Here is a 25501-nt window from a genome sequence, read left to right as displayed (position 1 = left end):
AGGGCCTCTCAGCACTGGAACGGCCTCGCTGCAGGGGCCCACGGCGAGCCTGCGAGCCGTGGGGGGCAGCGAGGTCCTTCTAGTGCTCGACGGCCTTCTCCGCACCGATCCCGGTGAACGCGCGGACCTCCAGCTCCGCCCACTTCTCCTCGTCGGCCTTCTCCTTGGAGAGCACGGTGCCCAGCCAGCCGAGGAAGAACGAGAGCGGGATGGACACCAGGCCCGGGTTGTTCAGCGGGAACCAGGAGAAGTCGACGCCCTGGATGAGCGAGGTGCTCTTGCCCGTCGCCTCGACGATCGGCGCGCCCGACACCACCGGCGAGAAGATGATCAGGGTGATGCACGCGATCAGGCCGCCGTACATCGACCACAGCGCGCCCTGGGTGGTGAAGCGCTTCCAGAACAGCGTGTAGAGGATGGTCGGCAGGTTCGCCGACGCGGCGACGGCGAAGGCCAGCGCCACCAGGAAGGCGATGTTCAGGCCGGCCTGCAGGGCCAGGATGCCCAGCCCGATGGCGATCGCACCGATGACGACGGCGGTGATGCGGGCGACCTTCACCTCGCCGTTGGGCGGCACCTTGCCCTTCTTGATCACCGAGGCGTACACGTCGTGCGCGAACGACGCCGACGCGGTGATCGTCAGGCCCGCGACGACCGCCAGGATCGTGGCGAACGCGACGCCGGCGATGATGCCGAGCAGGATCGTGCCGCCCAGCTCGAAGGCCAGCAGCGGCGCGGCGGAGTTCACCCCGCCCGGGGCACCCAGCACCGCCTCCGGACCCACCAGGGCACCGGCGCCGTAGCCGATGACCAGGCTGAACAGGTAGAAGACGCCGATCAGCCAGATCGCCCAGACCACCGACCGGCGGGCGTCCTTCGCCGTGGGCACGGTGTAGAAGCGCATCAGCACGTGCGGCAGGCCGGCGGTGCCGAGCACCAGCGCCAGGCCCAGGGAGACGAAGTCGAGCTTCGACGTGTCCGTCGCGCCGTACTGCGCGCCGGGCGCCAGGACGTCGCGGCCGGCCACCGCGTTGTCCACCGAGCCGCCCAGCAGCGAGGACAGGTTGAAGCCGAACTTGGCCAGCACCCACAGCGTCATGACCAGCGCGCCGGCGATGAGCAAGGAGGCCTTGATGATCTGCACGTAGGTGGTGCCGCGCATGCCGCCGACGAGCACGTAGATGATCATCAGGGCGCCGACCAGGACGACGACCAGCGCCTGGGCCGCCTCACCGGTGACCCCGAGCAGCAGGGTCACCAGCCCGCCGGCGCCGGACATCTGCGCCAGCAGGTAGAACAGCGACACCGCCAGCGTGGAGATCGCCGCCGCCGTCCGGACCGGGCCCTGCCGCATGCGGAAGGCCAGGACGTCGGCCATCGTGAACCGCGCGGTGTTGCGCATCAGCTCGGCGACCAGCAGCAGCGCCACCAGCCACGCGACGAGGAAGCCGATGGAGTAGAGGAAGCCGTCGTAGCCGAAGACGGCGATGGCGCCGGCGATCCCGAGGAACGAGGCGGCCGACAGGTAGTCCCCGGCGATCGCCAGCCCGTTCTGGGTGCCGCTGATGTTGCGGCCGGCCGCGTAGTAGTCGGCCGCGCTCTTGTTGGTCCGGCTGGCCCGGAACGTGATCACGAGGGTGATCGCGACGAACACGGCGAAGATCGAGATGTTGACGGCCGGTTCGCCGATCGTGCCGCTGTCGGCGGCGAGGACGTCACCCACGACGGGCCTCCCTGCTCACCTGGTCACCGCGACCCCGGGCCCCGCGCGCGAACTCGTGGTGCTCGAGCCGGTCGCGCATCTCGTCGGCGATGGGGTCGGTCTGCTTGCCCGCGTGCGCGACGTAGAGATGGGTGATCACGAACGTCGTCAGGAACTGCGCGAGGCCCAGCAGGATGCCGAGGTTGACGTTGCCGAACACGTCGGTGGCCATCACGTCGGGCGCGTAGGTGGAGAGCAGGACGTAGAGCAGGTACCAGGCCAGGAACGCCACGGTCATGGGGAACGCGAAGCGCCGGAACCGCCGCTTGAGCTCCACGAACTCCGGCGAGGCCTGGGCCTCTCGGTACTCCTCCGGCGTGAGCAGCCTGCGTTCGTCGGGTGGGGTCACGGTGGCGCCTCCCTCTCGGACAGATGACCAGCGGGAACGGTGATCGCGGTCACTCTAGAGACGAGTCGACCCGCCGTCTGCCCTCCGAGACCGATCCGTGTCACGACCGTCGGATGCCCGTAACCGGCCGGGAACCCGGGCGCGCTGCAATGGGCCATGGCTGCATCCGGCAGGACGTCGACGGGGTGGTTCGCGGTCGCCCGGGCCGCCGAGGTCGGGACCCGGCCGGTGCCGGTGGGGGCGGGAGGGCGGGCGTACGTCGTCGTCCGGCTGCGGACCGGCGGTGAGGTCAGCGCCTTCCCGGCGCGCTGCCCGCACCGACTGGTGCCGCTGGCAGCGGCACGGGTCGTCGAGGGCCGACTGGAGTGTCCGTACCACGGGTGGCGCTTCGACGACGAGGGCCGGTGCGTGACGGTCCCGTCGCTGGGCCCCGACGGCTCGCCGCCCCCGCGCGCGGACCTCTCGATGCCCTGGGCGGTGGAGGAACGGCACGGCTGGATCTGGCTGGCGCCCGAGCGCACTCCCGTCCCGCTGCCGCGGCCGGCCGGGATGCCGGCGCTCGAACCGGTGCCCGGCCCCCCCGGACCCGCCGGGCCGGTCCTGGGCAACCTCGACCCGTCGCTCGAGCACGCCTGGCACCCGTTGGCGCTCTCGCGGGAGCTGCGGCCGGGCGGGTGGCTGCAGGTGCGGCTGCTGGGCCGCACCTGGATGCTGCGGCGCGGCGCCGGCGGCCTGGCGGCCGACCCGCCGGCGTTCGGCGTCCGGGAGCGGCTGGGCGTCGTCTGGCTCGCTCCCGCCCAGCCGTACGACTCCCCGCTGGAGGTCCCCGAGGACGGCGACCGGCGGTTCGTCAGCACCTGGTTGCCGCCGGTGCGCTCGCCCGGCCCGGCCGGGCCCCTGGCCGACACCTTCCTCGACGTCGGGCACGCGCCGTTCGTGCACAGCCGGATCGGCGGCCCGCCGGACGCAGCGGAGATCCCGGCGTTCGCCGTCTCGTCGGAGGACGGCGGGTTCCGGGCCGAGCTGGAGCGGGCCTACGAGACCCCGCACCACCCCGGCGGCGTCGACGGGCCGCCGGTGCGGCGCCGCGCCACCTACACCTACCGGGTGCCCTTCCAGCTGCGGTTGCGGTTGGACTCACCGGACTCGGGCGCGGTCACGACCGTCCTCTGCCTGCTCCAGCCGGAGGACGCCGACTCGACCCGGGTCTACACCCGGATGCTCATGTCGGCCGGGCCGGGGGAGCGGCTGCCCGGCCCCGAGGAGCTGGCCCGCGAGGTGGCCATCCAGCGGCAGGTGCTCGCCGAGGACCTCGACCTGCAGGCCCGGTTGCCCCAGTGCGGCCTGCCGCTCGGCACGCGGGACGAGGTGCACGTGCCCGCCGACCGCCCAGGGGTGGCGCTGCGCCGGGCGCTGTGCGACTTCGCCGCGGCGACCGCTCGGCTGGCCGCCTGAACTCACGGGACGGGCAGCGGCTCGCCGCAGGCCGGGCACGTCGTCGGCGGGTCCCCGTCGGCCATCCGCCCGCACGCGGGGCAGACCCGGTGCAGCCAGCACGCCGGGTCGCCGCCGTCCGGTCCAGCCACGGGAGCGGCCCGTTCCACCGGGGGCGGTCCCGTCGGGAGCGCCGTCCCGAACGCGGCCAGGGCGGCCAGCACGTCCCCGCGGCGCTCCCCGGGAACGGCGTCGAGCGCCGCCCGCAGCTCGGTCAGCCGGAGCGCGTCGTAACGGTCCAGCAGCGCCCGGCCCGCAGGCGACGGCGTCAGGACGATCTCGCGGCGGGTGCGCGGGGAGGGGTGCCGCTCGGCCAACCCCGCATCGACCAGGCGGTCGACCAGCCGACTGGCCGTCGACACCGTGATGCCCAGGGCCGCGGCCAGCGCGGCGAGGCCGGCGCCGTCCTGTCCGCGGAGCACGGTGAGCGCGCGCAGCTGGGTGACCGAGACCCGCCCCAGCCGTCCGGCGGCACGGGTGGCCACCCCGAGCACGCCGCGGGCCAGCACGAGCAGGACGTCGTCTTCCCCCACCGGCACGTGCCCATGCTGCGCCGTCGTGTTGCAGATCGGCAACAGTTGGCATCCGGCAAAGATCGCTGGGTAGGCCATGGGGATCCCGGACGTCCACGGATGGAGGCACCGTGTCCGCACCCGCCCCGACCCGATCTCCCGGCCGCGCGGCAGCCCTGGCCCTGGCGGCCGCGCTCGCTCTCGCCGGCTGCGGCGGCGACGAGCTGCCCGACGTCGACGACTCCGGCGCAGTCGGTCCGGACGCGGTCGTCGACGGCGACGTCAGCGTGCTGCAGGTCCAGCTCGACCACCCCCTCGACGGCAGCTACGAGGTGGGGGAGGACGCCCGGCTGTACCTGGGCATCGCCAACACGGGCACCGTGGAGGACGACCTCGTCGACGTCCGCGGGCCGGACTTCACCGACGCCGCCCTCACCGTGGACGGCGGGCCCGGCGCCATCCGCGTGCCGGCCGACGTGAACGTGTACGTCGGCGCCGAGGGCGCGCCGTCGATCGTGCTCGAGGACCTGCGGACGTCGCTGCGCTCCTCGCAGTCCATCCCGGTGACCCTGGTGTTCGAGGAGGCCGGCGAGGTGACCGTCGAGGCGGTCGTGGCGGCGGAGGGTTCGACCCCGGCGTCTCCGTTCGACTTCCCCGACCCGGACGGGGACGTGCAGAGCTGACCGACGGCCCTCGTTGCGGGCGGCTGGGATGCTGACAGGCGTGCCGTCCCCCGCCGCCCGTACCGCGTTCGCCGTCGTCGCCACCCTCGCCGGGCCCGCCGCCTGGCTGGCCCGTGCGGCCTGGGGCCTGCCCACCGCACTCGGCGCCAGCCGGCGTGCGGTGCGCCCCTACGTCGCGGGATCTCCGCAGTTCGCCGAGGGCCGGTTCCACAACCGGGTGGCCACCCCCTCCCTCCCGCCCGCGAGCGCGCGCCGCGGCCTGCTGCGCCAGATGCACGAGGAGCGGCACACCGGGCTCCCGGCCCGGGCGGTGCCCCTGGCCCGGCCGGACCTCCCCGCGGAGGCGGGGGAGCTCGCGGTCACCTGGTTCGGGCACTCGAGCGCGCTGGTCGAGGTCGACGGGCGCCGCGTGCTGGTCGACCCGGTGTGGGGCGACCGAGTCTCCCCCTCCCCGCTGGTGGGGCCGACCCGCCTGCACCCGGCGCCGGTGCCCCTGGTCGAGCTGCCGCCGGTGGACGCCGTCCTGGTGTCGCACGACCACTACGACCACCTCGATCTGCCCACGGTCCGGGAGCTGCTGCGCACCCAGACGGCGCCGTTCCTCGTCCCGCTGGGCCTGGGGGCACACCTGCGCGGCTGGGGCGTGCCGGAGGAGCGGGTCGTCGAGCTGGACTGGGACGGCGCCGCGACCGTCGCCGGGCTGACGCTCACCTGCACCGAGGCGCGGCACTTCTCCGGGCGGTTCTTCAGCCGCGACACCACCCTGTGGGCCTCGTGGGTCATCGCCGGCCCGCGGCACCGGGTCTTCTTCGGGGGCGACACCGGCTACACCCCGGCGTTCGCCGGCATCGGTGCGCGGCTGGGCCCGTTCGACCTCACCCTGCTGCCGATCGGCGCCTACAACGACGCCTGGCAGTACATCCACATGACGCCGGAGGAGGCCGTGCACGCCCACGGCGACCTCGGCGGCGGCCTCCTCGTGCCGGTGCACTGGGCGACGTTCAACCTGGCGTTCCACCGCTGGGCCGAGCCGGTGCAGCGCCTGTGCACCGCAGCCGAGCGGTCAGGGGTCCGGGTGGCGGTGCCCCGCCCCGGCGAGCGGATCGACGTGCTGACCCCGCCGCCGGCCCACGACTGGTGGACCGAGGTCGGGTCGGCCGCCGACGAGCCGGACGAGCACGGCGACGCCGGGATGGGCAGCTCGGTGGCCGCCCGGGCCGCGTCCTGGCTGACCGCCCGCCGCCAGCCGGGCTGACGCTGTCGGCGGACCACCATCCGGTTGTGCGAAACAGAACGCGATCGGACTCAAGCCCGCAGCTCACGGCGCCGAAGCCCCACCACGAGTCCGCTGGAGGGATCACAGATGCCGCTGTTCAACCGCCGCACCGTCGCCGAGGACGGCGCGGCCCAGGTCGCCGAGGCCCGCTCCAACGTCGAGGCGGTCACCGCGGTCGTCGCCGCCCTCGACCGCGCCGGGACGGTGGCCGAGGCGGTCGGGGCGGCGCTGGACCTCGTCCGCGAACGGTTCGGCTGGGCCTACGGCTCCTACTGGCGGGTCGACCCGGCCGACCGGGTCCTCCGGGTCGTCCAGGAGTCCGGTGACGCCGGGCCCGACTTCGCCGAGGTCACCCGCGCCGCGTCCTTCCCGGAGGGGACCGGCCTGGCCGGGCGGGCGTGGCGGTCCCGCGACCTCGTCTTCGTCGCCGACCTGGGGCAGTTGCCGGACTGCGTGCGCGCACCGGTGGCCCAGCGGGTGGGCGTGCGCAGCGGCATCTGCTTCCCGCTGACGGAGGCCGGCCAGGTCACCGGCACGATGGACTTCTTCGCCACCGAGACGCTCACCCCCTCCGCCGAGCGGCTGGCCACCCTCCGGATCCTCGGCCTGCTCGTGTCCCAGGCCATCGAGCGGGTCGCCTCGGCCGCCCGCCAGGCCGAGGCTGCGGAGGACACCGCCGCCGTCAGCGACCTGCTCCGCGAGGTCACCGCGGCGACGTCCCGCCAGGACGCCATGACCCGCGCGCTGGCCACCATCCGGGCCGGCTTCGACTGGACCTACGGCTCCTACTGGGCGGTGGACCCGGTGGAGCGCGTGCTGCGGTTCTCGACCGAGTCCGGGGACGCCGGCGCCGAGTTCCGGGAGGTGACGCTGGCGGCGTCGTTCCGGGAGGGCGTCGGGCTCTCCGGCCGCGCCTGGCGCGCCCGTGACCTCGTCTTCGTCGAGGACCTCGCCGAGGTGACCGACTGCGTCCGGGCCCCCGCCGCCCGCCGGGCCGGCGTGAGGTCCGGTGTCTGCCTGCCGATCACGGTGGGCGGTGAGGTGGTGGGCACCATGGACTTCTTCGCCACCCGCACGCTGGTGCTCGCCCCGGGCCGGATCGCGGCCCTGCGCAGCGCGGCGTTCCTGCTGGGTCAGGCGCTCGAGCGCTTCGCGGCCGCCGAGCGGCTGCAGACCGCCGGCCAGGAGCTGCTGGAGTCGATCACCGAGGTGGAGCGCAACGTGCTGTCCGCGGCCTCGGTGGCCGGCGACGGGCAGCGGCTGGCGGAGGAGGCCAACCGGGAGGTCGCCGAGTTGGGCGCGTCCAGCGCGGACATCGGCAAGGTGGTCAAGGTCATCCGCGGCATCGCCGACCAGACGAACCTGCTGGCGCTCAACGCGACCATCGAGGCCCCCCGGGCCGGGGACGCCGGCCGTGGGTTCGCGGTCGTCGCCAACGAGGTCAAGGAGCTGGCCACCGAGACCGCCCGAGCGACCAAGGACGTCGAGGCGAAGGTCGGCGCGATCCAGGGCCAGGTGGACCGGGTGGTCGCCGCGCTCCAGGCCATCGCGGCCGTGGTGGAGAGCATCAACGAGACCCAGCAGGTGATCGGCGGCGTGCTGACGGAGCAGTCCGCGGTCTCCCGCGAGATCCTCGGCTAGCACGGCCCCTCCCCGGGCCCCGCCCTGAGCGTGCGAAGGGTGGGGAGGGAGGGTCCTCTCTCAGCGGAGCAGCTTGGACATCCGCCGGTCGGCCAGCGGCTTGCCGCCGGTCTGGCAGGTGGGGCAGTACTGCAGCGAGGTGTCCGCGAAGCTGACCTCGCGGACGGTGTCCCCGCACACCGGGCACGGCAGCCCCGTGCGGGCGTGCACCTGCAGGCCCGAGCGCTTCTCGCCCTTCATGGTGGCCGCCTGCTGGCCGACCTGGCGGGCCAGCGCCTCGGTGAGCGTGGCCCGCATCGCGTCGTAGAGCCGGAGCATCTCGTCGTCGGTCAGCTTGTCGGCCATCTTGAACGGGCTGAGCCGGGCCGCGTGCAGGATCTCGTCGGAGTAGGCGTTGCCGATGCCGGCCAGCAGGGTCTGGTCGGTCAGGGCTCCCTTGAGCTGGCCCGAGCGGCCCGCCAGCAGCGCGGCGAACCCCTCGCGGTCGACCTCCAGGGCGTCGGGGCCCAGCCGGGCGATGCCGGGCACCGCGGCCGGCGTCCGGACGACGTAGACGGCCAGGCCCTTGCGGGTGCCCTGCTCGGTCAGGTCGAACCCGTTGCCGTCGTCGAGGTGCACCCGCAGGGCGAGCGGGCCCTTGCCCGGCTTCGGCGGTGCGGGCGGCAGGCCGGTGCGCCAGTGCAGCCAGCCGGCGCGGGCCAGGTGGACGACCAGGTGCAGGCCCGAGACGTCGAGGTCGAGGAACTTGCCGTGCCGGGCGACGCCGGTGAGCTCCAGGCCACCGAGCGCGGACAGCGGCGGGTCGAAGGTCTTGATCGCCTGGACCGCGGCCAGGTCCACGCGCGTCACGACCCTGCCGACGGCGTTCGTGCGCAGGAACGCGGTCAGCGCCTCCACCTCGGGCAACTCGGGCACCCGACCATGATCTCGCGGATCGGCTGCCGACGTCGTCCCCCATCAGGGGACTTTCGGCGCCGGGAGTCCGCTGGCCTCCCGGGCTTCTCCGTGAGGGTCCCGGGACTCTCCTCGGAGAAGCCCGGGACTCCTCGCGGAAGAGCCTGGGGCGTCAGGGGGTGAAGGTGGTCCGGTCGGTGACGGGGGCGGTGGCGCCGGGCTCCTGGCGGGCCTGCTCGGCCACCGCCGCGGCGACGGCCTTGGTGACGGCCGGGTCGAAGACGCTCGGGATGATGTAGTTGGCGTTGAGCTGGTCGTCGCGGACCACCGCGGCGATGGCCTCGGCCGCCGCCAGCAGCATCCCGTCGCTGATCTCCCGGGCCCGCGCGTCGAGCAGCCCGCGGAAGACACCGGGGAACGCCAGCACGTTGTTGATCTGGTTGGGCAGGTCCGACCGCCCCGACGCGACGACGGCGGCGTACTGCCGGGCCCGCACCGGGTCGACCTCGGGCGTGGGGTTGGCCATCGGGAAGACGACGGCCTGCGGCGCCATCTTGGCGAGGTCCTCCGAGCGGAGGATGTTGCCCGCGCTGACGCCGATGAAGACGTCGGCGCCGTCGAGGGCGTCGGGCAGCTCCCCGCGCACGCAGGCGGCGTTGGTGCGCTGCGCCAGGTCGAGCTTCGCCGGGGAGAGCCGCTCGTCGTCGGGCGACAGGATGCCCTCGCGGTCCCAGACCAGCACGTGCCGCGCGCCTGCCTTCAGCATCAGGTGCACGATCGCCGTCCCGGCCGCGCCCCCGCCGGCGACCACGATCTTCACGTCCTCGAGACGCTTGTCCACCACTCGCAGGGCGTTGCGCATGGCGGCCAGCGCGACGATCGCCGTCCCGTGCTGGTCGTCGTGGAAGACCGGGATGTCGAGCTTGTCGCGCAGCCGGCGCTCGATCTCGAAGCAGCGCGGGGCGGCGATGTCCTCGAGGTTGATCCCGCCGAACCCGGGGGCGAGCAGCTCGACGGTGCGCACGATCTCGTCGACGTCCTGGGTGTCCAGGCAGATCGGCCAGGCGTCGATGTCGGCGAAGCGCTTGAACAGCACCGCCTTGCCCTCCATGACGGGCAGAGCGGCGCCGGGGCCGATGTCGCCGAGACCCAGGACGGCCGAACCGTCGGTGACCACCGCGACGGTGTTGCCCTTGATCGTCAGCCGGCGGACGTCGTCGGGGTTGTCGGCCAGTGCCAGGCAGACCCGGGCGACGCCGGGGGTGTAGGCCATCGACAGGTCGTCGCGGGTCTTCAGCGGCACCTTGGACGCGACCTCGAGCTTGCCACCCAGGTGCAGGAGGAAGGTGCGGTCGCTGACCTTGCGGACGGTCACCCCGGGGACGGCGCGCAGCGCCTCGACCATCTCCTCGGAGTGCGGGGCGTCGGCGGCCGAGCAGGTGACGTCGACGGTGAGCCCGTCGGAGCGCGAGTCGACGACGTCGATCGCGGTGACGGCGCCGCCCGCGGAGCCCACCGCGGTGGCGATCCGGCCGATCGACGCCGGGTCGCCGTCCGCGGTCAGCCGCACGGTGATCGAGTAGGACGCGGAGGTCACCGGACCGCGAGGCGTGACCGGCTCACCGAGGGCGGTGTCGTCGGCGCTGGGCGTGGCGGCGGTGGTGGTGGTGTCGGTGCTCATGGCGCTGCCATCGTCCCACCCCGCCGGCGGGGGGTCTGCTTGCGGTCACAGTGGTCGCACGGCCGACCGGACTAGCTTGGCAGGAAGACTAGTCGCAGATATTCTCTAGTCGTGCACGACGACGTCTGGCCCACCGAGTGGCTGCGAGCCACCCTGCCGCTGTGCGTGCTCGCCGTGGTGGCCGACGAGGAGACCTACGGCTACGCCATCGCCCAGCGCCTGCAGGCCGCCGGGTTCGGCGCGGTCAAGGGCGGCACGCTCTACCCGGTCCTCAACCGGCTGGAGCAGGACGGCCTGGTGACCTCGTCCTGGCGCGAGGGGGCCGGGGGCCCGGGCCGCAAGTTCTTCACCGTCACGCCGCGCGGCACGGCGTCCCTGGCCGAGCGCGCGGCCGCCTGGCACACGTTCACCGAGCGGGCCGCCGGCCTGCTCCCGACCGTGCGGAGCTCCCGATGACCACCAGCACCGACTCCTACCGGCGCGACCTCGTCCTGGCCCTGCGGATGGGCAACGTGCCGCCCGACCGGATCGGCGAGATCGTCGCCGAGGTGGAGAGCCACGTGGCCGACACCGGGGAGAGCCCGGTCGAGGCCTTCGGGCCGCCGCGGGAGTACGCCGCGGGCTTCGCCCGGCCGCGCCGCGCCGGCGACGTCGTGAGCCTGCTCGTCCTCACCGGGTTCGGTGCCGCGTGCGGCTGGCTCCTCGCGACGGGGGTCGTCGGCACCGTCCGGGGTGAGACGTTCCTCGGGTTCCCGGCCTGGACCGCGCTCGTCCTGGGTGCCCTGCTCTGGATCCCGCCGCTGCTGGCCAGCGTCCGGCGCAACGCGTCGATCCGGGACCCCCGGACCGGTGGCTTCCTGGCTCCCCCGCCGGCAGCGGTCGTCCTGACGATGAGCGGCTTCCTGGCGCTGCTCACCCTCGGGCTCTGGGTGGGGACCGTGCTGGCCGGCTGACCGGTCAGCCGGCCGGGTGGGCGGTGCGCCGCTCGGCCCGGGCCTTCAGCCCCTCGCAGAACTGGCGGAACGACGGGTTGAGATCCGGCGTCGTGCGGTCCAGCCACCGGGCGAGCGGGCCGGTGTGGTCCTCCCGGACGGTGAGCACCGTGCTGCCGTCCTCCTGGCCGTCGAGGTGATACGTGCGGTCGATCTCGGCCAGGCCGAGCGGCAGCCCCGCCCGCCAGCGCATGACCTCCCCCGGCCGGATCTCGGTCACGGTGACCTCGAAGGGCCGGTCCCGGATCATCGTGGCGTACAGGGTGAGCGGCTCCCCGAGCGCGACCCGGCCCTCCACCCGGTCGACGCCGGAGTTCCAGTCCCGCCAGCCGCCGACGTCCACGAGCACGGCCCAGACCCGTCCGGCGTCCGCGTCGATCCGGATCGCCGCCTCGAAGCTGCGCATCGATCCCCCTCACCCGGCGCGGACGCCGGTGACCTGCAGATAGGTGTTGGGTACCACGATGCCCGGGCCGGAACCGCGGGTGTAGCTGCCCCACATGTCGGTGAACTCCGCCTCGAGCGCGCGCCGGCCGTCGGCGTCGAGCCGGGACCACGCGAGGTGCACCGGGCCGAACCAGTCGCGGTAGCGCTGCCACTGCGCCGCCAGCGAGGGAGCGGTGAACTCGACGGTCCGCTCGACGTGGCGCAGCTGGTGCACGGCCCCGCGGCCGAGCAGGCCGAGCACGCCCTCGACCGTGCCCCACCGGAGCGGATCGCCTGCCGCGCCGTCGGGGTCGTACCGCGCCGTCAGCTCGAGCAGCCGGCCGCCGGGGGCACCTGGGATCCAGGCGGTGAGGCCCAGCCGACCGCCCGGGCGCAGCACGCGCAGCAGCTCGGCGGCGGCCCGCTCCGGATCGGCGGCGAAGACCACGCCGAACGTGGAGGCGACGACGTCGAAGGAGCCGTCGGCGAAGGGCAGCTCGTGCGCGTCGGCCGTCTCGGTGTCGAAGGCCAGCCCCTCCACCTCCGCCCGCCGCCGGGCGTGGTCGAGCAGCTCGGGGACGATGTCGGTGCACACGACGTCGGCGTCGCGGCGGGCGGCAGCCAGTGCGGTGTTCCCCGTGCCACCGCCCACGTCGAGCACCCGGTCGCCCGGCCGGACGGCGAGGTCCGCGACCAGCAGCTCGCTGGCCGGCACCAGGCGGACGCCGACCCGCTGGTAATCCCCGGCCGCCCACACCTCGCGCGCCCGCTGGGCGGTGGTGGAGGTCATGGCCCGCAGTGTGCCCCGCGTCACTCCGGGCCGGTAGGGGCGGCGGTCAGCCGTGGGGTCCCCGGCTCCGCGGCGACGGCGGCTCCCCGGGCCCAGGCGACCAGACCGCGGACGTCGACGTCGTGCGGCGGGTCAGCCGCGTAGCCGGCGATGTTCCCGGCGCCGCGCTCGAGCAGCGTGCCGGCACCGCGGGCGTTGCCCCGGGCCGCGTGGGTCAGCCCGACGGCGAGCTGGGCCAGGCCGCGCCACAACTGGCGCTCGGGCGGCGGCGCGGACTTCCAGGCGTCCTCCAACACCTCGTGGGCATGGAAGGGACGGCCCGCGTCCAGCAACCGTTGAGCCTCGGCCAGCGCCTGCGCCGGCGGCCGGACCACCCCCTCGGGTGCCCGCTCCTCCCCCGTGGCCCCGTGCGGCAGCGGCCGGCCCAGTGCGTCGCGCGGCCTGGCGTTGCGGGCGCGGCCCGTGAGGTCGCGGTCCCGATCGGCAGCCATCCCCCCATCCTCGCCGTCCCCGGAGCCACGCGGGTCCACGATCGGCTGCATCCGAGGCGGCAGGGGGCGCGGAAGGAGGGGTGACAGGCACACCACCACCGCCCGGAAGGAACTCCCCCCATGACCAGGACCCGTACCGCGCTCGGTATCGCCGTCGGCGCCACCGGCACGTTGCTCGCCCTCGGCACCTCCCCCGCTCTGGCCGCCGACACCGCCACGGTGTCGGTGCTGCACGGTGTGCCCGACACCCCCGTCGACGTCTACGCCAACGGTGAGCGGTTGATCGACGACTTCCAGCCCGGCACCCTGACCGATCCCCTGCAGCTGCCCGCCGGCACCTACGACCTGGCCCTCTTCCCGGCCGACGCGGCGGACGGCTCCGGGAACCCGCTGCTGTCGGCCGACGGCGTCTCCGTGCCCGCCGGCGCCAACGCGACCGTGGTCGCGCACCTGGACGCCGGCGGCGCCCCGAAGCTGACGCCGTTCGTCAACGACACCTCCGCGGTCCCGGCCGGGCAGGCTCGGGTCGTCGTCCGGCACACCGCCGCGGCGCCCGCGGTCGACATCCGCGCCGGGGGCCAGGTCGTCGCCCCGGGGCTCGCCAACCCGGACGAGGCGTCGCTGACCGTGCCGGCCGGCACCGTGAGCGCCGACGTCGTCCTGGCCGGCACCGGCACCGTGGCCATCGGCCCGGCCGACCTGACGCTGGCCGAGGGCACCACGACGATCGTCTACGCGTGGGGCTCGCAGGACGCCGGCTTCGACCTCGCCGTCCAGACGATCTCCGGCTCGCACTCCTCGCCGTCGGGCGTCCCCGGCGGCACCGCCGGCCTCGTCGACGACGGTGGGGTCCCGATGCCGCTGGTCGCGCTGTCCCTGGCCGGCCTCGCCGGTGCCGGGATCGCCGCCCGCCGGCTGTCCACCTCCCGGGTCTGACCCGGGGGCGGGGAGGGATCGACGATGCGCCGCGCTGCCGCCGGGGTGGTCCTGGGGCTCTCCGTCGCGGTGGGCGCCCCGGTCGCCTGGCAGGTGACCGAGGAGCCGGTGGCAGCGGGCGCGTCGGTCGAGCGGGCCCTCTCCGCCCCGGTGCCGCCGTCGGTCCCCTCGGGGGAGGGACCGGCGGTGGCACCGGCGAGCACGCTCCCGCCGGTGACGGTGCGCGACGCCGCCCCCGCCGCCACGGCGCCGGCCCCGGTGCCCGTCCGGCTGGCCGTGCCCGCGCTCGGCATCGAGGCCCCGGTCGACCCGGTGGGCGTGCGGGGCGACGGCCAGATGGCCCTCCCCGACGACGTGGACCGGGTCGGCTGGTACCGCTTCGGGCCCGCTCCCGGGACGGCGGGGTCGACGGTGCTCGCCGGCCACGTGGACGACCGGGACCAGGGCCTGGGCGTCCTCGCCCCGCTGCGGGACGCCGCGGTGGGCGACCGGATCGAGGTCATCGACGCGGCGGGGGCGGCGACCGGCTGGCGGGTGGTGTCCCGGGACGTCATCGAGAAGCGGGCGCTGCCCCTCGACCAGCTCTTCGGGCGCGCCGGTCCACCACGCCTGGTGCTCCTCACCTGCGGGGGACCGTTCCTCCCCGATCTCGGCGCCTACCGGGACAACGTCGTCGTCGTCGCGGAGCCCCTGCCGTGATCAAGGACCTCACCGCCCCCCACCTCTCGCAGGCTCGCGGCGGGCCCCTGCAGCGAGGCCGACGACGCCCGTCAGCAACTAGGGTCGCGGTCGTGAGCTCCCACGCCGGCCCGACCGGGCACCGCCCGGAGCCGGACGACGCGGAGGTGGGCCGGCGCTTCGCCGCCGGCGAGGAGCAGGCCCTCGCGTGGGCCTACGAGCGCTTCGCCGGGCAGGTGCACGGCATGGCGGTGCGCGCCTTCGGCCCGGGCCCGGACGCCGAGGACGTCACGCAGCAGACCTTCATCTCCGCCTGGACCGGTCGCGCCGGCTACCGCCCCGAGCAGGGCCCGCTGCCGGCCTGGCTGGTCGGCGTCTGCCGGCACAAGATCGCCGACACCTGGGCTCGCCGCGACCGGCAGCGCCGCACCGCCGAGGCCGCGGTGGCCCAGGCGCAGTCGGCGCCGGCGACCGCCGGCCCCTTGGTCGACTCCGCCGTCGCCGACCGGGTGCTGCTGCTCGGCGAGCTGGACCTCCTGGGCCAGCCACAGCGGGGCATCATCGAGCTGGCCTTCTTCGAGGACCTCACCCACGCCCAGATCGCCGCCCGCACCGGGTTGCCCCTGGGCACCGTCAAGAGCCACATCCGGCGCACCCTCGAGCGCCTGCGCACCCGGTTGGAGGTGGACGATGCCGCACTGCACGCCTGAGACGCTGGCCCTCGCCGCGCTCCGCGAACCCCTGCCGGCCGTGGACGACGCCCACCTCGCCGGCTGCGCCCGGTGCCAGGCCGAGGTGGCCTCGCTGCAGCGGGGGGTCGACGCGCTCGCCGTCCCGCAACTGGCCGCCCCGGGCCCCGCCGTCCCGCCGCCGCCGGCCGTGTGGAGTGCGATCGCCGCCGCCACCGGTGTCACCGCGACGCCGCGGCCCGACGTCGTCGCGGCCGCCGTCCCGGCGGCGCCGGTGGCACCGCCGCCGGTCCCCCCGCCGCCGCTCCCCCCGCCGCCCGCACCGGCGACGGTCACCACGTTGCGGCCGCGGCGGTCCCGCCTGCTGCTGGCAGCGGCGGCCGCCCTGGTCGTCGGAGCCGGGATCGGCGCGGGCGCGGTCGCGCTCGGCGACCGGGACGACGACGGGCTCACGGTGGCCGCCGCCGCCCTCGACCCGCTCGAGGAGTCCGGCGCCTCGGGCGAGGCGCGGGTGCTCGAGCGCGGCGACGGCACCCGGACCCTCCGGCTCGACCTCACCGCGGCCGACCTGGAGGACGGCTTCTACGAGGTCTGGCTGATCGACGAGGCGGTCGAGGACATGTACTCGCTGGGGGTCGTCCAGGGCGGTGGCGAGGTCACCCTCGAGGTGCCTCCCGGCGTCGACCTCACCGAGTTCCCGGTCGTCGACGTCTCGGTCGAGCCCCTGGACGGCGACCCGGTGCACTCCGGGGTGTCGGTGGCCCGCGGCGTCCTGGCGTGACGGCCCTCCCTGCAGGGGCCCGCCGCGAGCCTGCGAGCGGTGGGGAGCAGGAGGGTCCTCCTCCTGCCCGCCGCGAGCCTGCGAGCGGTGGGGAGCAGGAGGGTCCTCCTCCTGGCGTGGGGCCGTGACCGTGCACGGATCCGACCTCGTCCACGAGGACCTCGGCGCCGCGTGGCGCTCGGCCCGTCCGCGTCCGGCCGGGCGGCACCTGGACAGCGCGGCGTGCAGCCGGCAGAGCCACCGGGTGCTGGAGGCCGCCGCCCACCACGCGCGGCACGAGGCCGAGCTGGGCGGTTACGTGGCCGAGGCGACCGCCGACGACCTCCTGCAGCAGGGCCGGTCCGTGCTCGGCGGGCTGGTCGGGATGGCCGCGGCCGACGTCGCCTTCGTCGAGTCCGCGCAGGCCGCGCTGGTGGCCCTGCTCGCCGGCTGGCGGCTGCCCGCCGGCACCCGGGTGGCCTGCCTGCCCGGGGAGTACGCGCCGAACGTCGCCCAGCTGCGCGCCGCCGGCCTGACGCCGGAGCCGCTGCCGGTCGACGGGCTGGGCCGGACCGACCTGGACGGCGTCGCCCGCCTGCTGGCCACGGACCCGCCGGGGCTGGTGCACCTCACCCACATCGGCAGTCACCGCGGCCTGGTCCAGCCGGCCGCCGAGGTGGCCGCCCTGTGCCGGGAGGCGGGGGTGCCGCTGGTGCTGGACGCGGCGCAGTCCCTCGGCCACGTCGACACCGACCTGGGCGCCGACGTGGTCTACTCCACCTCCCGCAAGTGGCTGGCCGGGCCGCGGGGGGTCGGGGTGCTGTGCGCCCGCCCGGCGATCACCGCGCAGCTGACGCCGGTGCTCCCCGCGCCCGACGACGTCCCGCCGCTGCGCGCCTTCGAGTCCGGGGAGGCGCACGTGGCCGGTCGCGTCGGGCTGGTGCTGGCCGTCGGCGAGCACGTCGCGGCCGGACCGCACCGGGTGCGCGAGCGGTTGGCCGCGCTGGGCCGGGCCGGCCGTGCGGTGCTCGACGGGGCAGCCGGCTGGCGGGTCGTCGAGCCGGTCGACGAGCCGAGCGCCACCACGACGCTGCGCCCACCCGACGGCGAGGACGTGGTGACCACCCGGGCCCGGCTGCTCACCGAGCACGGCATCGTGACCACCGCGATCGGGCCGGAGCGCGCGCCGGGTGAGATGACCGGTCCGGTGCTGCGTGTCTCTCCGCACCTCGACGCCACGGTGGACGATCTCGAGGCCCTCGCCGCCGCCCTCTGACGGACTCCATCGCGGACTCTCGGCGCCGGAAGTCCGCCTGGTCCTTCCGCGGAGGAGCCCGGGCCCTCGCCGCCGCCCTTCGACGGCCCGCTGCAGGGGCCCGCCACGAGCTCGCGAGCGGTGGTGGCTAGACGGCGGCCTGCATGGCGGCCGACACCCGGCGGTGGACGGCGAGCTGCTCGTCCAGGCCCGGGCGTGCCGGGACGCCGTCCTCGACGACGAACCGGCCGGCGACGACGGTGTGCCGGGCCGCGACCGGGCCACAGCGCAGCCAGGCCTCCACGGGGTCGGACAGCGCACCCGCGAAGGCGGCCCCCTCCAGCGGCCACACGACCAGGTCGCCGCAGGCGCCGACGGAGAGCTCACCGATCTCGCCGGCGCGGCCCAGGCAGGCAGCGCCGCCGCGGGTGGCGATCTCCAGCGCGTCCCGGGCGGAGGTCGAGCCGGCCCCGTGTCGCAGCTTGCCCTGGAGCATCGCCGTCCGGGCCTCGAGCCACAGCGACGCGGAGTCCGCCGAGGACGAGCCGTCGACGCCGAGCCCCACCGGGACACCGGCGCTCCGCAGTTCGGCCACCGGGGCCAGCCCGCTGCCCAGGATCATGTTGGACGACGGGCAGTGCGCCGCACCGACCCCGGCCGCGCCGAGCCGGGTCACCTCGTCCGGCGACGGCCAGACGACGTGCGCCAGCCAGGTGCGGTCGGTCATCCAGCCGACGTCCTGCAGGTAGTCGACCGGACGGCGGCCGAACGTCTCCACGCAGAAGGCGTCCTCGTCCTGCGTCTCGCACAGGTGGGTGTGCAGCCGCACGTCGAGCTCGTCGGCGAGCTCCGCCGTCCGGGCCATCAACGAGGTGGAGACGCTGAACGGCGAGCACGGGGCCAGTGCGATCCGGGTCAGGGCCGAGGGGGACCGGTCGTGGTGGGCCGCCACCAGCCGCTGCGAGTCGGCCAGGACCTCGTCGTCGTCCTGGACCACGGAGTCCGGGGGCAGGCCGCCGTCCTTGACCGACAGCGACATCGAGCCCCGGGTGACGTGCGACCGCATGCCGAGGTCGCGGGCCGCGGCCACCTCGGCGGAGATCAGGTCGCCCGCGCCACGGGGGTGCACGTAGAGGTGGTCGGTCGAGGTGGTGCAGCCGCCCAGCGCCAGCTCGGTCAGCCCGACGTAGGCGCTGACGTAGGCGGCCTCCTCGTCCAGCCGGGACCACAGGGGGTAGAGGGTCACCAGCCAGTCGAACAGGCCGCCGGTCAGGGCCGGCGCGAAGGCCCGGGTGAGGTTCTGGTACAGGTGGTGGTGGGTGTTCACCAGCCCCGGCGTGACCAGGCAGCCGCGGGCGTCGACCCGGCGGGCGGCCGCGGGCGCGGGGTCAGCCGGGCTCCCGATCGCGGTCACCACGCCGCCGGTGACCGCGACCCAGCCGCCGGCGATCTCGCGGCGGGCGTCGTCCACGGTGGCCAGCAGCTCGGCGTCGTGCACGAGCAGGTCCGCGCGCGGGTCAGCGGTCGGCACCGGCGGGCCTCACTCGACGGGGGCGATGTCGAACTGCGCCGTGCCGTCCTCGACCGACGTGACGGTGATCCGGAGGGCGATCTCCTCGTCGGTGGCGGGGTCGATCGCGGTGCACTCGGTGCTGGCGTCCACCTCGGCCTCCAGGTCGTCCGGGCAGGAGACCTCGGCCTCGAAGTCGAACTCCTCCTGGATGGTGTCGGCGATCTGGGACTCCAGCTCGCCCTGCTCGATCACCGAGCCGCACGCCACGACGCCGAGCAGGAGGACGGGCGCGGTGGCCGACAGCCGGAGCCGGCGACCGGGTCGGGACACGGGGTCTCCTCGGGGACGCGACGCTGGGGGCTCCAACCTAGTCCCGGCGCCGGACGGCGTCCGGGCCGGTCAGCGCGGCGGTCCGAGCAGCAGCCGGGCCGCCGCGGGGGGCAGGTCACCGGAGAGGGGGCGGCGGCCGACCAGGCGTCCGGCCTCCGCCGGCGGGAGGCCGACCGACTCCAGGACCTCCAGCGCCTGGACGTCGGGCAGCGCGTCGAACCAGCGGCGGCCCAGCGCCGCCCGCCCGGCGGCCGTCGGCCGCCCCCACAGCCGCAGCCGCGCCATGCCGCCGTCGGGGAAGACGTCCAGCCGCACCCGGTCGACCGCGGCACCGCCCTCCACGACGAAGCGGTGCCGGGTGTCGGGCTGCAGCCGGGTGCGGGGCAGCACCACGACCTCGCCGTCCGGACCGCTGCCGGTCAGGGACGCCGAGCCGGGCGCGTTGCCGAGGAACCAGGTGGTGTCGAGCTCGGCCAGGGTGACCACGCCCTCGCAGGCCAGCGCGATCTCCACGGAGTCGTTGCCGTCGTCGCGGCGCCGGGCGGTCTCCCAGCCCTCCCCCATCGAGCGGGCCAGCCCGGGCGCGATCAGCTGCGCGGGGCGGCCGTAGAACTCGTCGCTCACCGCGGTGATCCGGCCGCCGTTCTCGAGGGCGGCCAGGTCGAGGGGGCCGGCGTCGAGGAGGCGGGGGTCGGGGACGGCGGTGCCGTGCACCCGCAGCCGCGCCACCCCGCCGTCGGGGTGGATGGTCAGCCGCACGTGGGTGACCCGGCGGGTCGAGTCCACGGGGAAGACGTGGGCGGTGTCGCCGGCCAGGTCCGACAGCGGCAGCAGCGGCTGCCAGTCCGCCCGCTGCAGCTCGGCTCCCGTCGGGTGGTTCTCGATGGCCGCCGCCTCGACCGAGGCGCGGGGCGGGTGGTTGCCGGTGAAGTGGGCGGTGTCGACGACGACGGCCGCGACGATGCCGGGCACACCGAGCCGGACCAGCGCCCAGTCCGACCCCGGGCCGCGGCGGCGCCGGGTCTCCCAGCCGTCGTACTCCTTGCCCCGGTGCCCGAACCCGGCGAGCAGCTGCGCCGGGTGCGGCTGGACCAGGTTCTCCTTCGCCGCGAAGGACTCGTCGTTGGCCGCGACCACCGACCCGCCGAGGGCACGGCTGGCCAGGTCCGGCAGGCGGAGGACGTCGGTGCTCATGCGGCTCCTCGATGCGGGGGGACGGCGCGGCGGACGGTACGCGCCGGTCAGGACTGCCCGCGGCGCAGCAGCCGCCCGCGCGGCGTGCCGTCGGCGAGCTGCCCGCGCAGCCACGTCCGCCGGACGACGCCGGTCACCCGGCGGCCGGTGTAGGGCGTGACCGGGTGGCGGTGCTCGAGCGCCCCGACCGTCCAGGACTCGTCGGGGGCGAAGGCGACCAGGTCGGCGTCCTTGCCGGGGGCGATCGTTCCCTTGCCGGGGAGGCCGGCCAGCCGGGCCGGCGCCGCGGCCATCCAGCGCGCCACCTCCGCCAGGCCGATACCGCGGGCCCGGGCGCCGGTCCACACCACGGGCAGGCCGACCTGCAGCGAGGCGATGCCGCCCCAGGCGAGCCCGAAGTCGCCGACGTCGAGCCGCTTGAGATCGGGGGTGCACGGCGAGTGGTCGCTGACCACGAGGTCGACGTCCCCGTCGGCCAGCGCCACCCAGAGCGCCTCCCGGTGCCACGTCTCGCGGATCGGCGGGCAGCACTTGAACGCCGTCGCCCCCTCGGGGATCTCCTCCGCGGCGAAGGTCAGGTAGTGCGGGCACGTCTCCACCGTGATCGCGACGCCGTCGGCCCGGGCCCGGCGCAGCAGCGGGAGGGCGTCGGCGTCGGCCAGGTGCACGACGTGCGCGCGGGCGCCGGTGTCGCGGACGGCCGCGACCAGCCCGGCGATCGCCGACTCCTCGGCCGCCGGCGGGCGGGAGGCGAGGAAGGCGGCGTAGCTGGCACCGGCGGGGGCCGGGGCCGCGGCGATGACCTCGGCGTCCTCGGCGTGCGCGATCAGCAGCCCGTCGACGCCGGCCAGCTCGGTGAGCGCGGCCCGCAGGCCCGCGTCGTCCAGCGGCGGGAACTCGGGGACGCCGGAGTCGAGCAGGAAGCACTTGAACCCGACGACGCCGGCCTCGTGCAGCGGGCGGAGCTGGTCGAGGTTGCCCGGGACCGCGCCGCCCCAGAACGCCACGTCGCACGCCACCTGGCCCCGCGCCGCCGCCCGTTTCCCGTGCAACGCCTCGACGGTGGTCGTGGCCGGGACCGAGTTGAGGGGCATGTCGACGACGGTGGTGACGCCCCCGGCGACCGCCGCCCGGGTCGCGGAGGCGAAGCCCTCCCACTCGGTGCGTCCGGGCTCGTTGACGTGTACGTGGCTGTCGACCAGCCCGGGCAGGAGCACCTCGTCGTCGGCGAGGGTGACCGCGCCGGACGGGGCGTCGTCGAAGGGTTTGACGGCGGTGATCCGGCCGTCCCGGGTGTGCACGGCGGCCGGGTGCACCCCGTCGGGCAGGACGACGCGGCGCGCGCGGACGGCCAGGCTCATGCCGGCAGCGCCCCGGGATGGCCGGCGGCCCGGACCCGGTCCCCGGCGAGCACGGTCGCCGCCCCGTCCTCCGCGATGTGCACGGTGGATGCGTACGCCGGGAGCGCCCCCTGGGGCAACCGGGCCGGGACCCGGCCCGACGGGCGTGCACCCGCTGCCGCGCGCCCCGGCGGGCCCGTGGTCAGCGGAGCGGGCGGAAGAACTCCCGGACGTCGTCGACCAGCAGGCGCGGCTGCTCCATGGCCGCGAAGTGCCCGCCCCGGTCGTGCTCCCGCCACATCCGCAGGTCGCTGTACTGCGCTCGGGCCCACTCCTCGGTCGGCTGCAGGATGTCGTGCGGGAACAGCGACACCCCGGTCGGCACGTCGACCTGCGGGAGGCGGGCGGACGGCGACTGCGCCATCTCCCAGTACATCCGGGCCGCGGACGCCGCGGAGCCGGTGAACCAGTAGGTGGCCACCTGGTCGAGGATGCGGTCGGCGCCGAGGACGCCGACCGGGTCGCCGCCGCAGTCCGACCACGACCAGAACTTCTCCAGGATCCACGCGCACTGCCCGGCCGGGGAGTCGGTCAGCCCGTAGGCCAGCGTCTGCGGGCGCGTGCGCTGCTGCATGTTGTAGGCCGAGTCGATCGTGCGGAAGTGCTGCTCCTTCGCCAGGGCGCGCTGCTCGCGGTCGCTGAACTCCGTCCGGCCCGGCGGCGGCCCGGTGACGACCATGTTGAGGTGGATGCCCACCACCCGGCCGGGGTGTCGCGCGGCCAGGTTGCCGGACACGAACGACCCGAGGTCCCCGCCCTGCGCCCCGAACCGGTCGTACCCCAGCCGGGACATCAGTTCGGCCCACGCGTCGGCGGTGCGCTCGATCCCCCAGCCGGGCTCGGTCGCCTTGCCGCTCCAGCCGTACCCCGGCAGTGAGGGGACGACGACGGAGAACGCGTCCGCCGGGTCGCCACCATGCGCCGCCGGGTCGGTGAGGGGCCCGATGACGTCGAGGAACTCGAAGACCGACCCGGGCCACCCGTGCGTCAGCACCAGCGGCAGCGCACCGGCCACGGGAGAGGGCACGTGCAGCACGTGGATCGGCAGCCCCTGCAGCTCGATCACGTGCTGCGGCACCGCGTTGAGGAGGGCCTGGCGGGCGGCCCAGTCGTACTCGTCGGCCCAGTACCGGCACAGCTCGCGCACCTGGTCGAGGGGGACGCCCTGCGACCAGTCGCCGACCGGCGCGGCGTCGGGCCACCGGGTGGCCTGCAGCCGGCGCCGCAGGTCCTCGACCTCGGCGGGGGGAACGTCCACGGTGAAGGGCGGGAGGGCGCCGTCGTCCATCGCGCCACCGTAGCGGCGGGGCTTGCATTGCCGCGCCGCCGCCTCTATGGTTCGTTACATGAGTAATGAACCAGAGAACCGATGGGGCGCCCGGCGGGACCGGGCGTGAACGAGGACGGCGGCCCGATCTTCCGGCAGGTCGCCACGCAGATCGAGAACGCGATCGTCGACGGCTCCCTCCCGGAGGAGAGCCAGGCGCCCTCGTCCAACGAGCTGGCCGCCTTCCACCGCATCAACCCCGCCACGGCCGCCAAGGGCCTCAACCAGCTGGTGGCCGACGGGGTCCTCTACAAGAGACGAGGAGTGGGGATGTTCGTCGCCCCGGGCGCCCGCGACCAGCTGTTGAAGCGCCGGCGCAGCGAGTTCGCCGACCAGTACGTCCGCCCCCTGCTGACCGAGGCGCACAAGCTCGGCATCTCCGCCGCGGAGCTCGCCGCGATGATCGACCGCGAGGAGGACCGGCGATGACCGCCACCGCCACCGTGCACGACGTGACGATGCGCTTCCGCGAGCACACCGCCCTGGACGGCGTGAGCACCACCATCGAACAGGACACCATCACCGGGCTCCTGGGCCGCAACGGCGCCGGCAAGACCACGCTGATGCAGCTGCTCACCGGCCACCGGGTGCCCAGCCAGGGGCGGGTGGAGGTCTTCGGCGGGCGGCCGTACGAGAACGACGACGTCCTCCGTCGCATCTGCTTCATCAAGGAGGGCCAGCGCTACCCCGAGCAGTTCCGGGTCCGTGACGCCCTCGCCGCGGCCGCCACCCTCTTCCCTGACTGGGACGAGGACCTGGCGCAGTCCCTGATGCGAGACTTCGACCTGCCGGCCAAGCGGACCGTCAAGAAGCTCTCCCGCGGCATGAACAGCGCCGTCGGCATCATCATCGGCCTGGCCTCACGGGCGCCCCTCACGCTCTTCGACGAGCCGTACCTCGGCCTGGACGCCGTCGCCCGCCAGCTCTTCTACGACCGCCTGCTGGCCGACTACGCCGAGCACCCCCGGACCATCGTCCTGTCGACGCACCTGATCGAGGAGATCGCCGACCTGCTCGAGCGGGTCATCCTCATCGACCGGGGCCGCGTGCTGCTGGACACCGACGCGGAGTCACTGCGGGACAGCGCCCTGACCGTGAGCGGACCCAGCGCCGCGGTCCAGGCCTTCGCCGGCCGGCACGAGCTGCTGCACACCGAGACCCTGGGCGGGCACAGCCGCGCCGTCGTCCGGCTCGGGCCGGGCGCCGACGGTGAGGACGCCCGCGCCGCCGGACTGGCCTGGGAGCCGACCAAGCTCCAGCAGCTGGTCGTGGCCATGAGCCTGCAGACGGCGACCGACCAGTCGGCGCCGCCCTCCGCCACGTCCCCGCGCCTCGAGGAGGTCCCCCGATGAACCGCGTCGTCGCCGCAGCGCGCCTGCACCTCGTGCACCCGCTGGTGATGCTGGGCATCCCGTGGCTGATCGTGGGCCTGAGCTTCGCGATCAACCTCGCGGTGTGGCACCTCACGCCCGCAGGCGAGGAGGACAGCTCCTTCACCGGTGGCCTCGCGTCGCTCTACATCACCGTCATGGTCGTGTACGTGCAGGCCTTCACCCAGCTGCTCTCCTTTGCGATGGGCGTCAGTCTGAGCCGGCGCACGTTCTTCCTGGGCACCGCCCTCGTCGCCGTCGGCCAGGCCCTCGGTTACGGCGTCGCCGTGGCGGCACTGGCCGCCATCGAGCGGGCCACGGACGGCTGGGGTGCCCGACTCGAGTTCTGGATGCCCCTTCCAGGCGTGACCAGCAACCCGGTCCTGCAGGCCCTGATCGCCGCCTCGATCATGCTGGCGTTCATGTTCACCGGGATCGGTATGGGCATCGTGTACAAGCGGTGGGGCGCCAACGGCATGTGGACCCTCGTCCTCGTTGCCGTGGTGCTGCTCGGAGCGGCCGGCATCCTCGTCACCTGGGCGCAGGCATGGGGCGACATCGGCTCGTGGTTCGCCGACCAGTCGACGTACACCCTCACCATCGGCCTGCCCCTCGCCCTGGTCGCCGTCCTGGCCGCGGCGTCCTTCACGGCGAACCGGCGCACCGTCCCCTGATCCCACCGCGCGGCCCGTCGACCCCTTCGTCACAGTGACGGAGGGGTCGACGCCCGTCCGGACGCGTTCGTCGCCATCCATCCGTTTCGGAAGGACGGCGCTGGCAGCTCCTAGGTGCGCCGCAAGTCTCTGGGGTGGGGCGGTGCTGGAGGGGACTTTCGGCGCCGCAAGTCCCTAGGGGCGGGCTTTCGGCGCCGCGAGTCCCCTAGGGATGGACTTTCGGCGCCGCAAGTCCCTGGGGTGTGCCGGGGCGGGCGGGGCGGGGATGCCGGCAGGGCCCGCAGCCTGGTGGCTGCGGGCCCTGTCGGGGAATGGTTGTCCGGCGGTGTCCTACTCTCCCACCCCGTCTCCAGGGCAGTACCATCGGCGCTGAGAGGCTTAGCT

Annotated in this window: 27 protein-coding genes; 14 read left to right on the top strand and 13 right to left on the bottom strand. The window is 75.1% G+C overall.

Annotated elements, in window-relative coordinates; genetic code table 11:
* Positions 1-79: 79 nt before the first annotated feature.
* Positions 80-1723, bottom strand: coding sequence for a sodium:solute symporter family transporter (locus GCU56_RS13670; protein ID WP_163482294.1), 1644 nt, complete (start codon positions 1721-1723; stop codon positions 80-82).
* The gene (locus tag GCU56_RS13665; protein WP_163482293.1) at positions 1716-2111 is read right to left on the bottom strand and encodes a DUF485 domain-containing protein; all 396 of its coding nucleotides are present in this window, start codon (positions 2109-2111) and stop codon (positions 1716-1718) included. The genes GCU56_RS13670 and GCU56_RS13665 overlap by 8 nt, the downstream gene beginning before the upstream one ends.
* A gap of 156 nt (positions 2112-2267) precedes the next feature.
* Between GCU56_RS13665 and GCU56_RS13660 the strand changes: the two genes are divergently transcribed.
* Entirely contained in the window at positions 2268-3566 is a 1299-nt protein-coding gene (locus tag GCU56_RS13660; RefSeq protein ID WP_163482292.1) for a Rieske 2Fe-2S domain-containing protein, read from the top strand.
* Between the two features lie 2 nt (positions 3567-3568).
* On the opposite strand, the gene GCU56_RS13655 is transcribed toward GCU56_RS13660, so the two are convergent.
* Positions 3569-4144 (bottom strand): MarR family transcriptional regulator, encoded by a 576-nt coding sequence (locus GCU56_RS13655; protein ID WP_163482291.1) that lies wholly within the window; start codon positions 4142-4144, stop codon positions 3569-3571.
* A 104-nt stretch (positions 4145-4248) separates the two neighbouring features.
* On the opposite strand from GCU56_RS13655, the gene GCU56_RS13650 reads away from it, so the two are divergent.
* The 3 genes from GCU56_RS13650 to GCU56_RS24665 all read left to right on the top strand — a co-directional run bounded on the left by GCU56_RS13650 (position 4249) and on the right by GCU56_RS24665 (position 7717).
* Positions 4249-4800 carry a copper chaperone PCu(A)C gene (locus GCU56_RS13650; protein ID WP_163482290.1) on the top strand — a complete coding sequence of 184 codons (552 nt, stop codon included), beginning with the start codon at positions 4249-4251 and terminating at the stop codon, positions 4798-4800.
* Between the two features lie 40 nt (positions 4801-4840).
* Complete coding sequence (locus GCU56_RS13645; protein ID WP_345771830.1) at positions 4841-6055, top strand: MBL fold metallo-hydrolase; 1215 nt, start codon at positions 4841-4843, stop codon at positions 6053-6055.
* 108 nt (positions 6056-6163) lie between these two features.
* Complete coding sequence (locus GCU56_RS24665) at positions 6164-7717, top strand: GAF domain-containing protein (RefSeq protein ID WP_163482288.1); 1554 nt, start codon at positions 6164-6166, stop codon at positions 7715-7717.
* Between the two features lie 60 nt (positions 7718-7777).
* Here the strand turns inward: GCU56_RS24665 and GCU56_RS13635 are convergent, their stop codons facing one another.
* Complete coding sequence (locus GCU56_RS13635) at positions 7778-8632, bottom strand: DNA-formamidopyrimidine glycosylase family protein (RefSeq protein ID WP_163482287.1); 855 nt, start codon at positions 8630-8632, stop codon at positions 7778-7780.
* A gap of 151 nt (positions 8633-8783) precedes the next feature.
* Complete coding sequence (locus tag GCU56_RS13630) at positions 8784-10292, bottom strand: NAD-dependent malic enzyme (RefSeq protein WP_163482286.1); 1509 nt, start codon at positions 10290-10292, stop codon at positions 8784-8786.
* A gap of 111 nt (positions 10293-10403) precedes the next feature.
* Here GCU56_RS13630 and GCU56_RS13625 point away from each other — a divergent pair, with 111 nt between their 5' ends.
* Positions 10404-10748 carry a helix-turn-helix transcriptional regulator gene (locus GCU56_RS13625; RefSeq protein WP_163482285.1) on the top strand — a complete coding sequence of 115 codons (345 nt, stop codon included), beginning with the start codon at positions 10404-10406 and terminating at the stop codon, positions 10746-10748.
* Positions 10745-11245 (top strand): HAAS signaling domain-containing protein, encoded by a 501-nt coding sequence (locus GCU56_RS13620; protein ID WP_163482284.1) that lies wholly within the window; start codon positions 10745-10747, stop codon positions 11243-11245. The genes GCU56_RS13625 and GCU56_RS13620 overlap by 4 nt, the downstream gene beginning before the upstream one ends.
* A gap of 4 nt (positions 11246-11249) precedes the next feature.
* On the opposite strand, the gene GCU56_RS13615 is transcribed toward GCU56_RS13620, so the two are convergent.
* The 3 genes from GCU56_RS13615 to GCU56_RS13605 are packed head-to-tail and all read right to left on the bottom strand — an operon-like array spanning position 11250 to position 12991.
* Positions 11250-11690 (bottom strand): SRPBCC domain-containing protein, encoded by a 441-nt coding sequence (locus GCU56_RS13615; RefSeq protein ID WP_163482283.1) that lies wholly within the window; start codon positions 11688-11690, stop codon positions 11250-11252.
* A 9-nt stretch (positions 11691-11699) separates the two neighbouring features.
* Complete coding sequence (locus GCU56_RS13610) at positions 11700-12500, bottom strand: class I SAM-dependent methyltransferase (RefSeq protein ID WP_163482282.1); 801 nt, start codon at positions 12498-12500, stop codon at positions 11700-11702.
* Positions 12501-12520: 20 nt separating this feature from the next.
* Positions 12521-12991, bottom strand: a complete 471-nt coding sequence (locus GCU56_RS13605; protein WP_163482281.1) for a DUF309 domain-containing protein — start codon at positions 12989-12991, stop codon at positions 12521-12523.
* 120 nt (positions 12992-13111) lie between these two features.
* Here GCU56_RS13605 and GCU56_RS13600 point away from each other — a divergent pair, with 120 nt between their 5' ends.
* The 5 genes from GCU56_RS13600 to egtE all read left to right on the top strand — a co-directional run bounded on the left by GCU56_RS13600 (position 13112) and on the right by egtE (position 17330).
* Complete coding sequence (locus tag GCU56_RS13600) at positions 13112-13927, top strand: DUF4397 domain-containing protein (RefSeq protein ID WP_163482280.1); 816 nt, start codon at positions 13112-13114, stop codon at positions 13925-13927.
* A 24-nt stretch (positions 13928-13951) separates the two neighbouring features.
* The gene (locus GCU56_RS13595) at positions 13952-14626 is read left to right on the top strand and encodes a class F sortase (protein WP_163482279.1); all 675 of its coding nucleotides are present in this window, start codon (positions 13952-13954) and stop codon (positions 14624-14626) included.
* A 92-nt stretch (positions 14627-14718) separates the two neighbouring features.
* Complete coding sequence (locus tag GCU56_RS13590) at positions 14719-15315, top strand: RNA polymerase sigma factor (RefSeq protein WP_345771829.1); 597 nt, start codon at positions 14719-14721, stop codon at positions 15313-15315.
* The gene (locus GCU56_RS13585; RefSeq protein ID WP_163482278.1) at positions 15296-16075 is read left to right on the top strand and encodes an anti-sigma factor; all 780 of its coding nucleotides are present in this window, start codon (positions 15296-15298) and stop codon (positions 16073-16075) included. Before GCU56_RS13590 ends, GCU56_RS13585 begins: the two co-directional genes overlap by 20 nt.
* 124 nt (positions 16076-16199) lie before the next feature.
* Positions 16200-17330, top strand: coding sequence for an ergothioneine biosynthesis PLP-dependent enzyme EgtE (gene egtE, locus GCU56_RS13580; RefSeq protein WP_163482277.1), 1131 nt, complete (start codon positions 16200-16202; stop codon positions 17328-17330).
* A 127-nt stretch (positions 17331-17457) separates the two neighbouring features.
* Here the strand turns inward: egtE and GCU56_RS13575 are convergent, their stop codons facing one another.
* From GCU56_RS13575 to GCU56_RS13555, 5 genes are all read right to left on the bottom strand, one after another.
* Positions 17458-18840 (bottom strand): 8-oxoguanine deaminase, encoded by a 1383-nt coding sequence (locus GCU56_RS13575; RefSeq protein ID WP_345771828.1) that lies wholly within the window; start codon positions 18838-18840, stop codon positions 17458-17460.
* A gap of 9 nt (positions 18841-18849) precedes the next feature.
* The gene (locus tag GCU56_RS13570; RefSeq protein WP_163482276.1) at positions 18850-19152 is read right to left on the bottom strand and encodes a DUF4333 domain-containing protein; all 303 of its coding nucleotides are present in this window, start codon (positions 19150-19152) and stop codon (positions 18850-18852) included.
* 69 nt (positions 19153-19221) lie between these two features.
* Positions 19222-20346, bottom strand: a complete 1125-nt coding sequence (gene alc / locus GCU56_RS13565) for an allantoicase (RefSeq protein ID WP_163482275.1) — start codon at positions 20344-20346, stop codon at positions 19222-19224.
* 47 nt (positions 20347-20393) lie between these two features.
* Positions 20394-21707, bottom strand: coding sequence for an allantoinase AllB (allB, locus tag GCU56_RS13560; protein ID WP_163482274.1), 1314 nt, complete (start codon positions 21705-21707; stop codon positions 20394-20396).
* Positions 21708-21888: 181 nt separating this feature from the next.
* Positions 21889-23034, bottom strand: coding sequence for an epoxide hydrolase family protein (locus GCU56_RS13555; RefSeq protein ID WP_163482273.1), 1146 nt, complete (start codon positions 23032-23034; stop codon positions 21889-21891).
* A gap of 105 nt (positions 23035-23139) precedes the next feature.
* Between GCU56_RS13555 and GCU56_RS13550 the strand changes: the two genes are divergently transcribed.
* The 3 genes from GCU56_RS13550 to GCU56_RS13540 are packed head-to-tail and all read left to right on the top strand — an operon-like array spanning position 23140 to position 25117.
* Positions 23140-23502, top strand: a complete 363-nt coding sequence (locus GCU56_RS13550; protein WP_345771827.1) for a GntR family transcriptional regulator — start codon at positions 23140-23142, stop codon at positions 23500-23502.
* Positions 23499-24425: an ABC transporter ATP-binding protein gene (locus tag GCU56_RS13545; protein WP_163482271.1), complete on the top strand. Its 927-nt coding sequence runs from the start codon at positions 23499-23501 to the stop codon at positions 24423-24425. The genes GCU56_RS13550 and GCU56_RS13545 overlap by 4 nt, the downstream gene beginning before the upstream one ends.
* On the top strand, positions 24422-25117 hold the full coding sequence (locus GCU56_RS13540; RefSeq protein WP_163482270.1) for a hypothetical protein: 696 nt from the start codon (positions 24422-24424) through the stop codon (positions 25115-25117). Before GCU56_RS13545 ends, GCU56_RS13540 begins: the two co-directional genes overlap by 4 nt.
* The last annotated feature ends 384 nt before the right edge of the window (positions 25118-25501 follow it).

Source organism: Geodermatophilus sabuli (assembly GCF_010686765.1).
GTDB lineage: Bacteria > Actinomycetota > Actinomycetes > Mycobacteriales > Geodermatophilaceae > Geodermatophilus > Geodermatophilus sabuli_A.
Note: the sequence above shows the minus strand (reverse complement) of the source record. Positions and strands in the feature narration are given on the sequence as shown.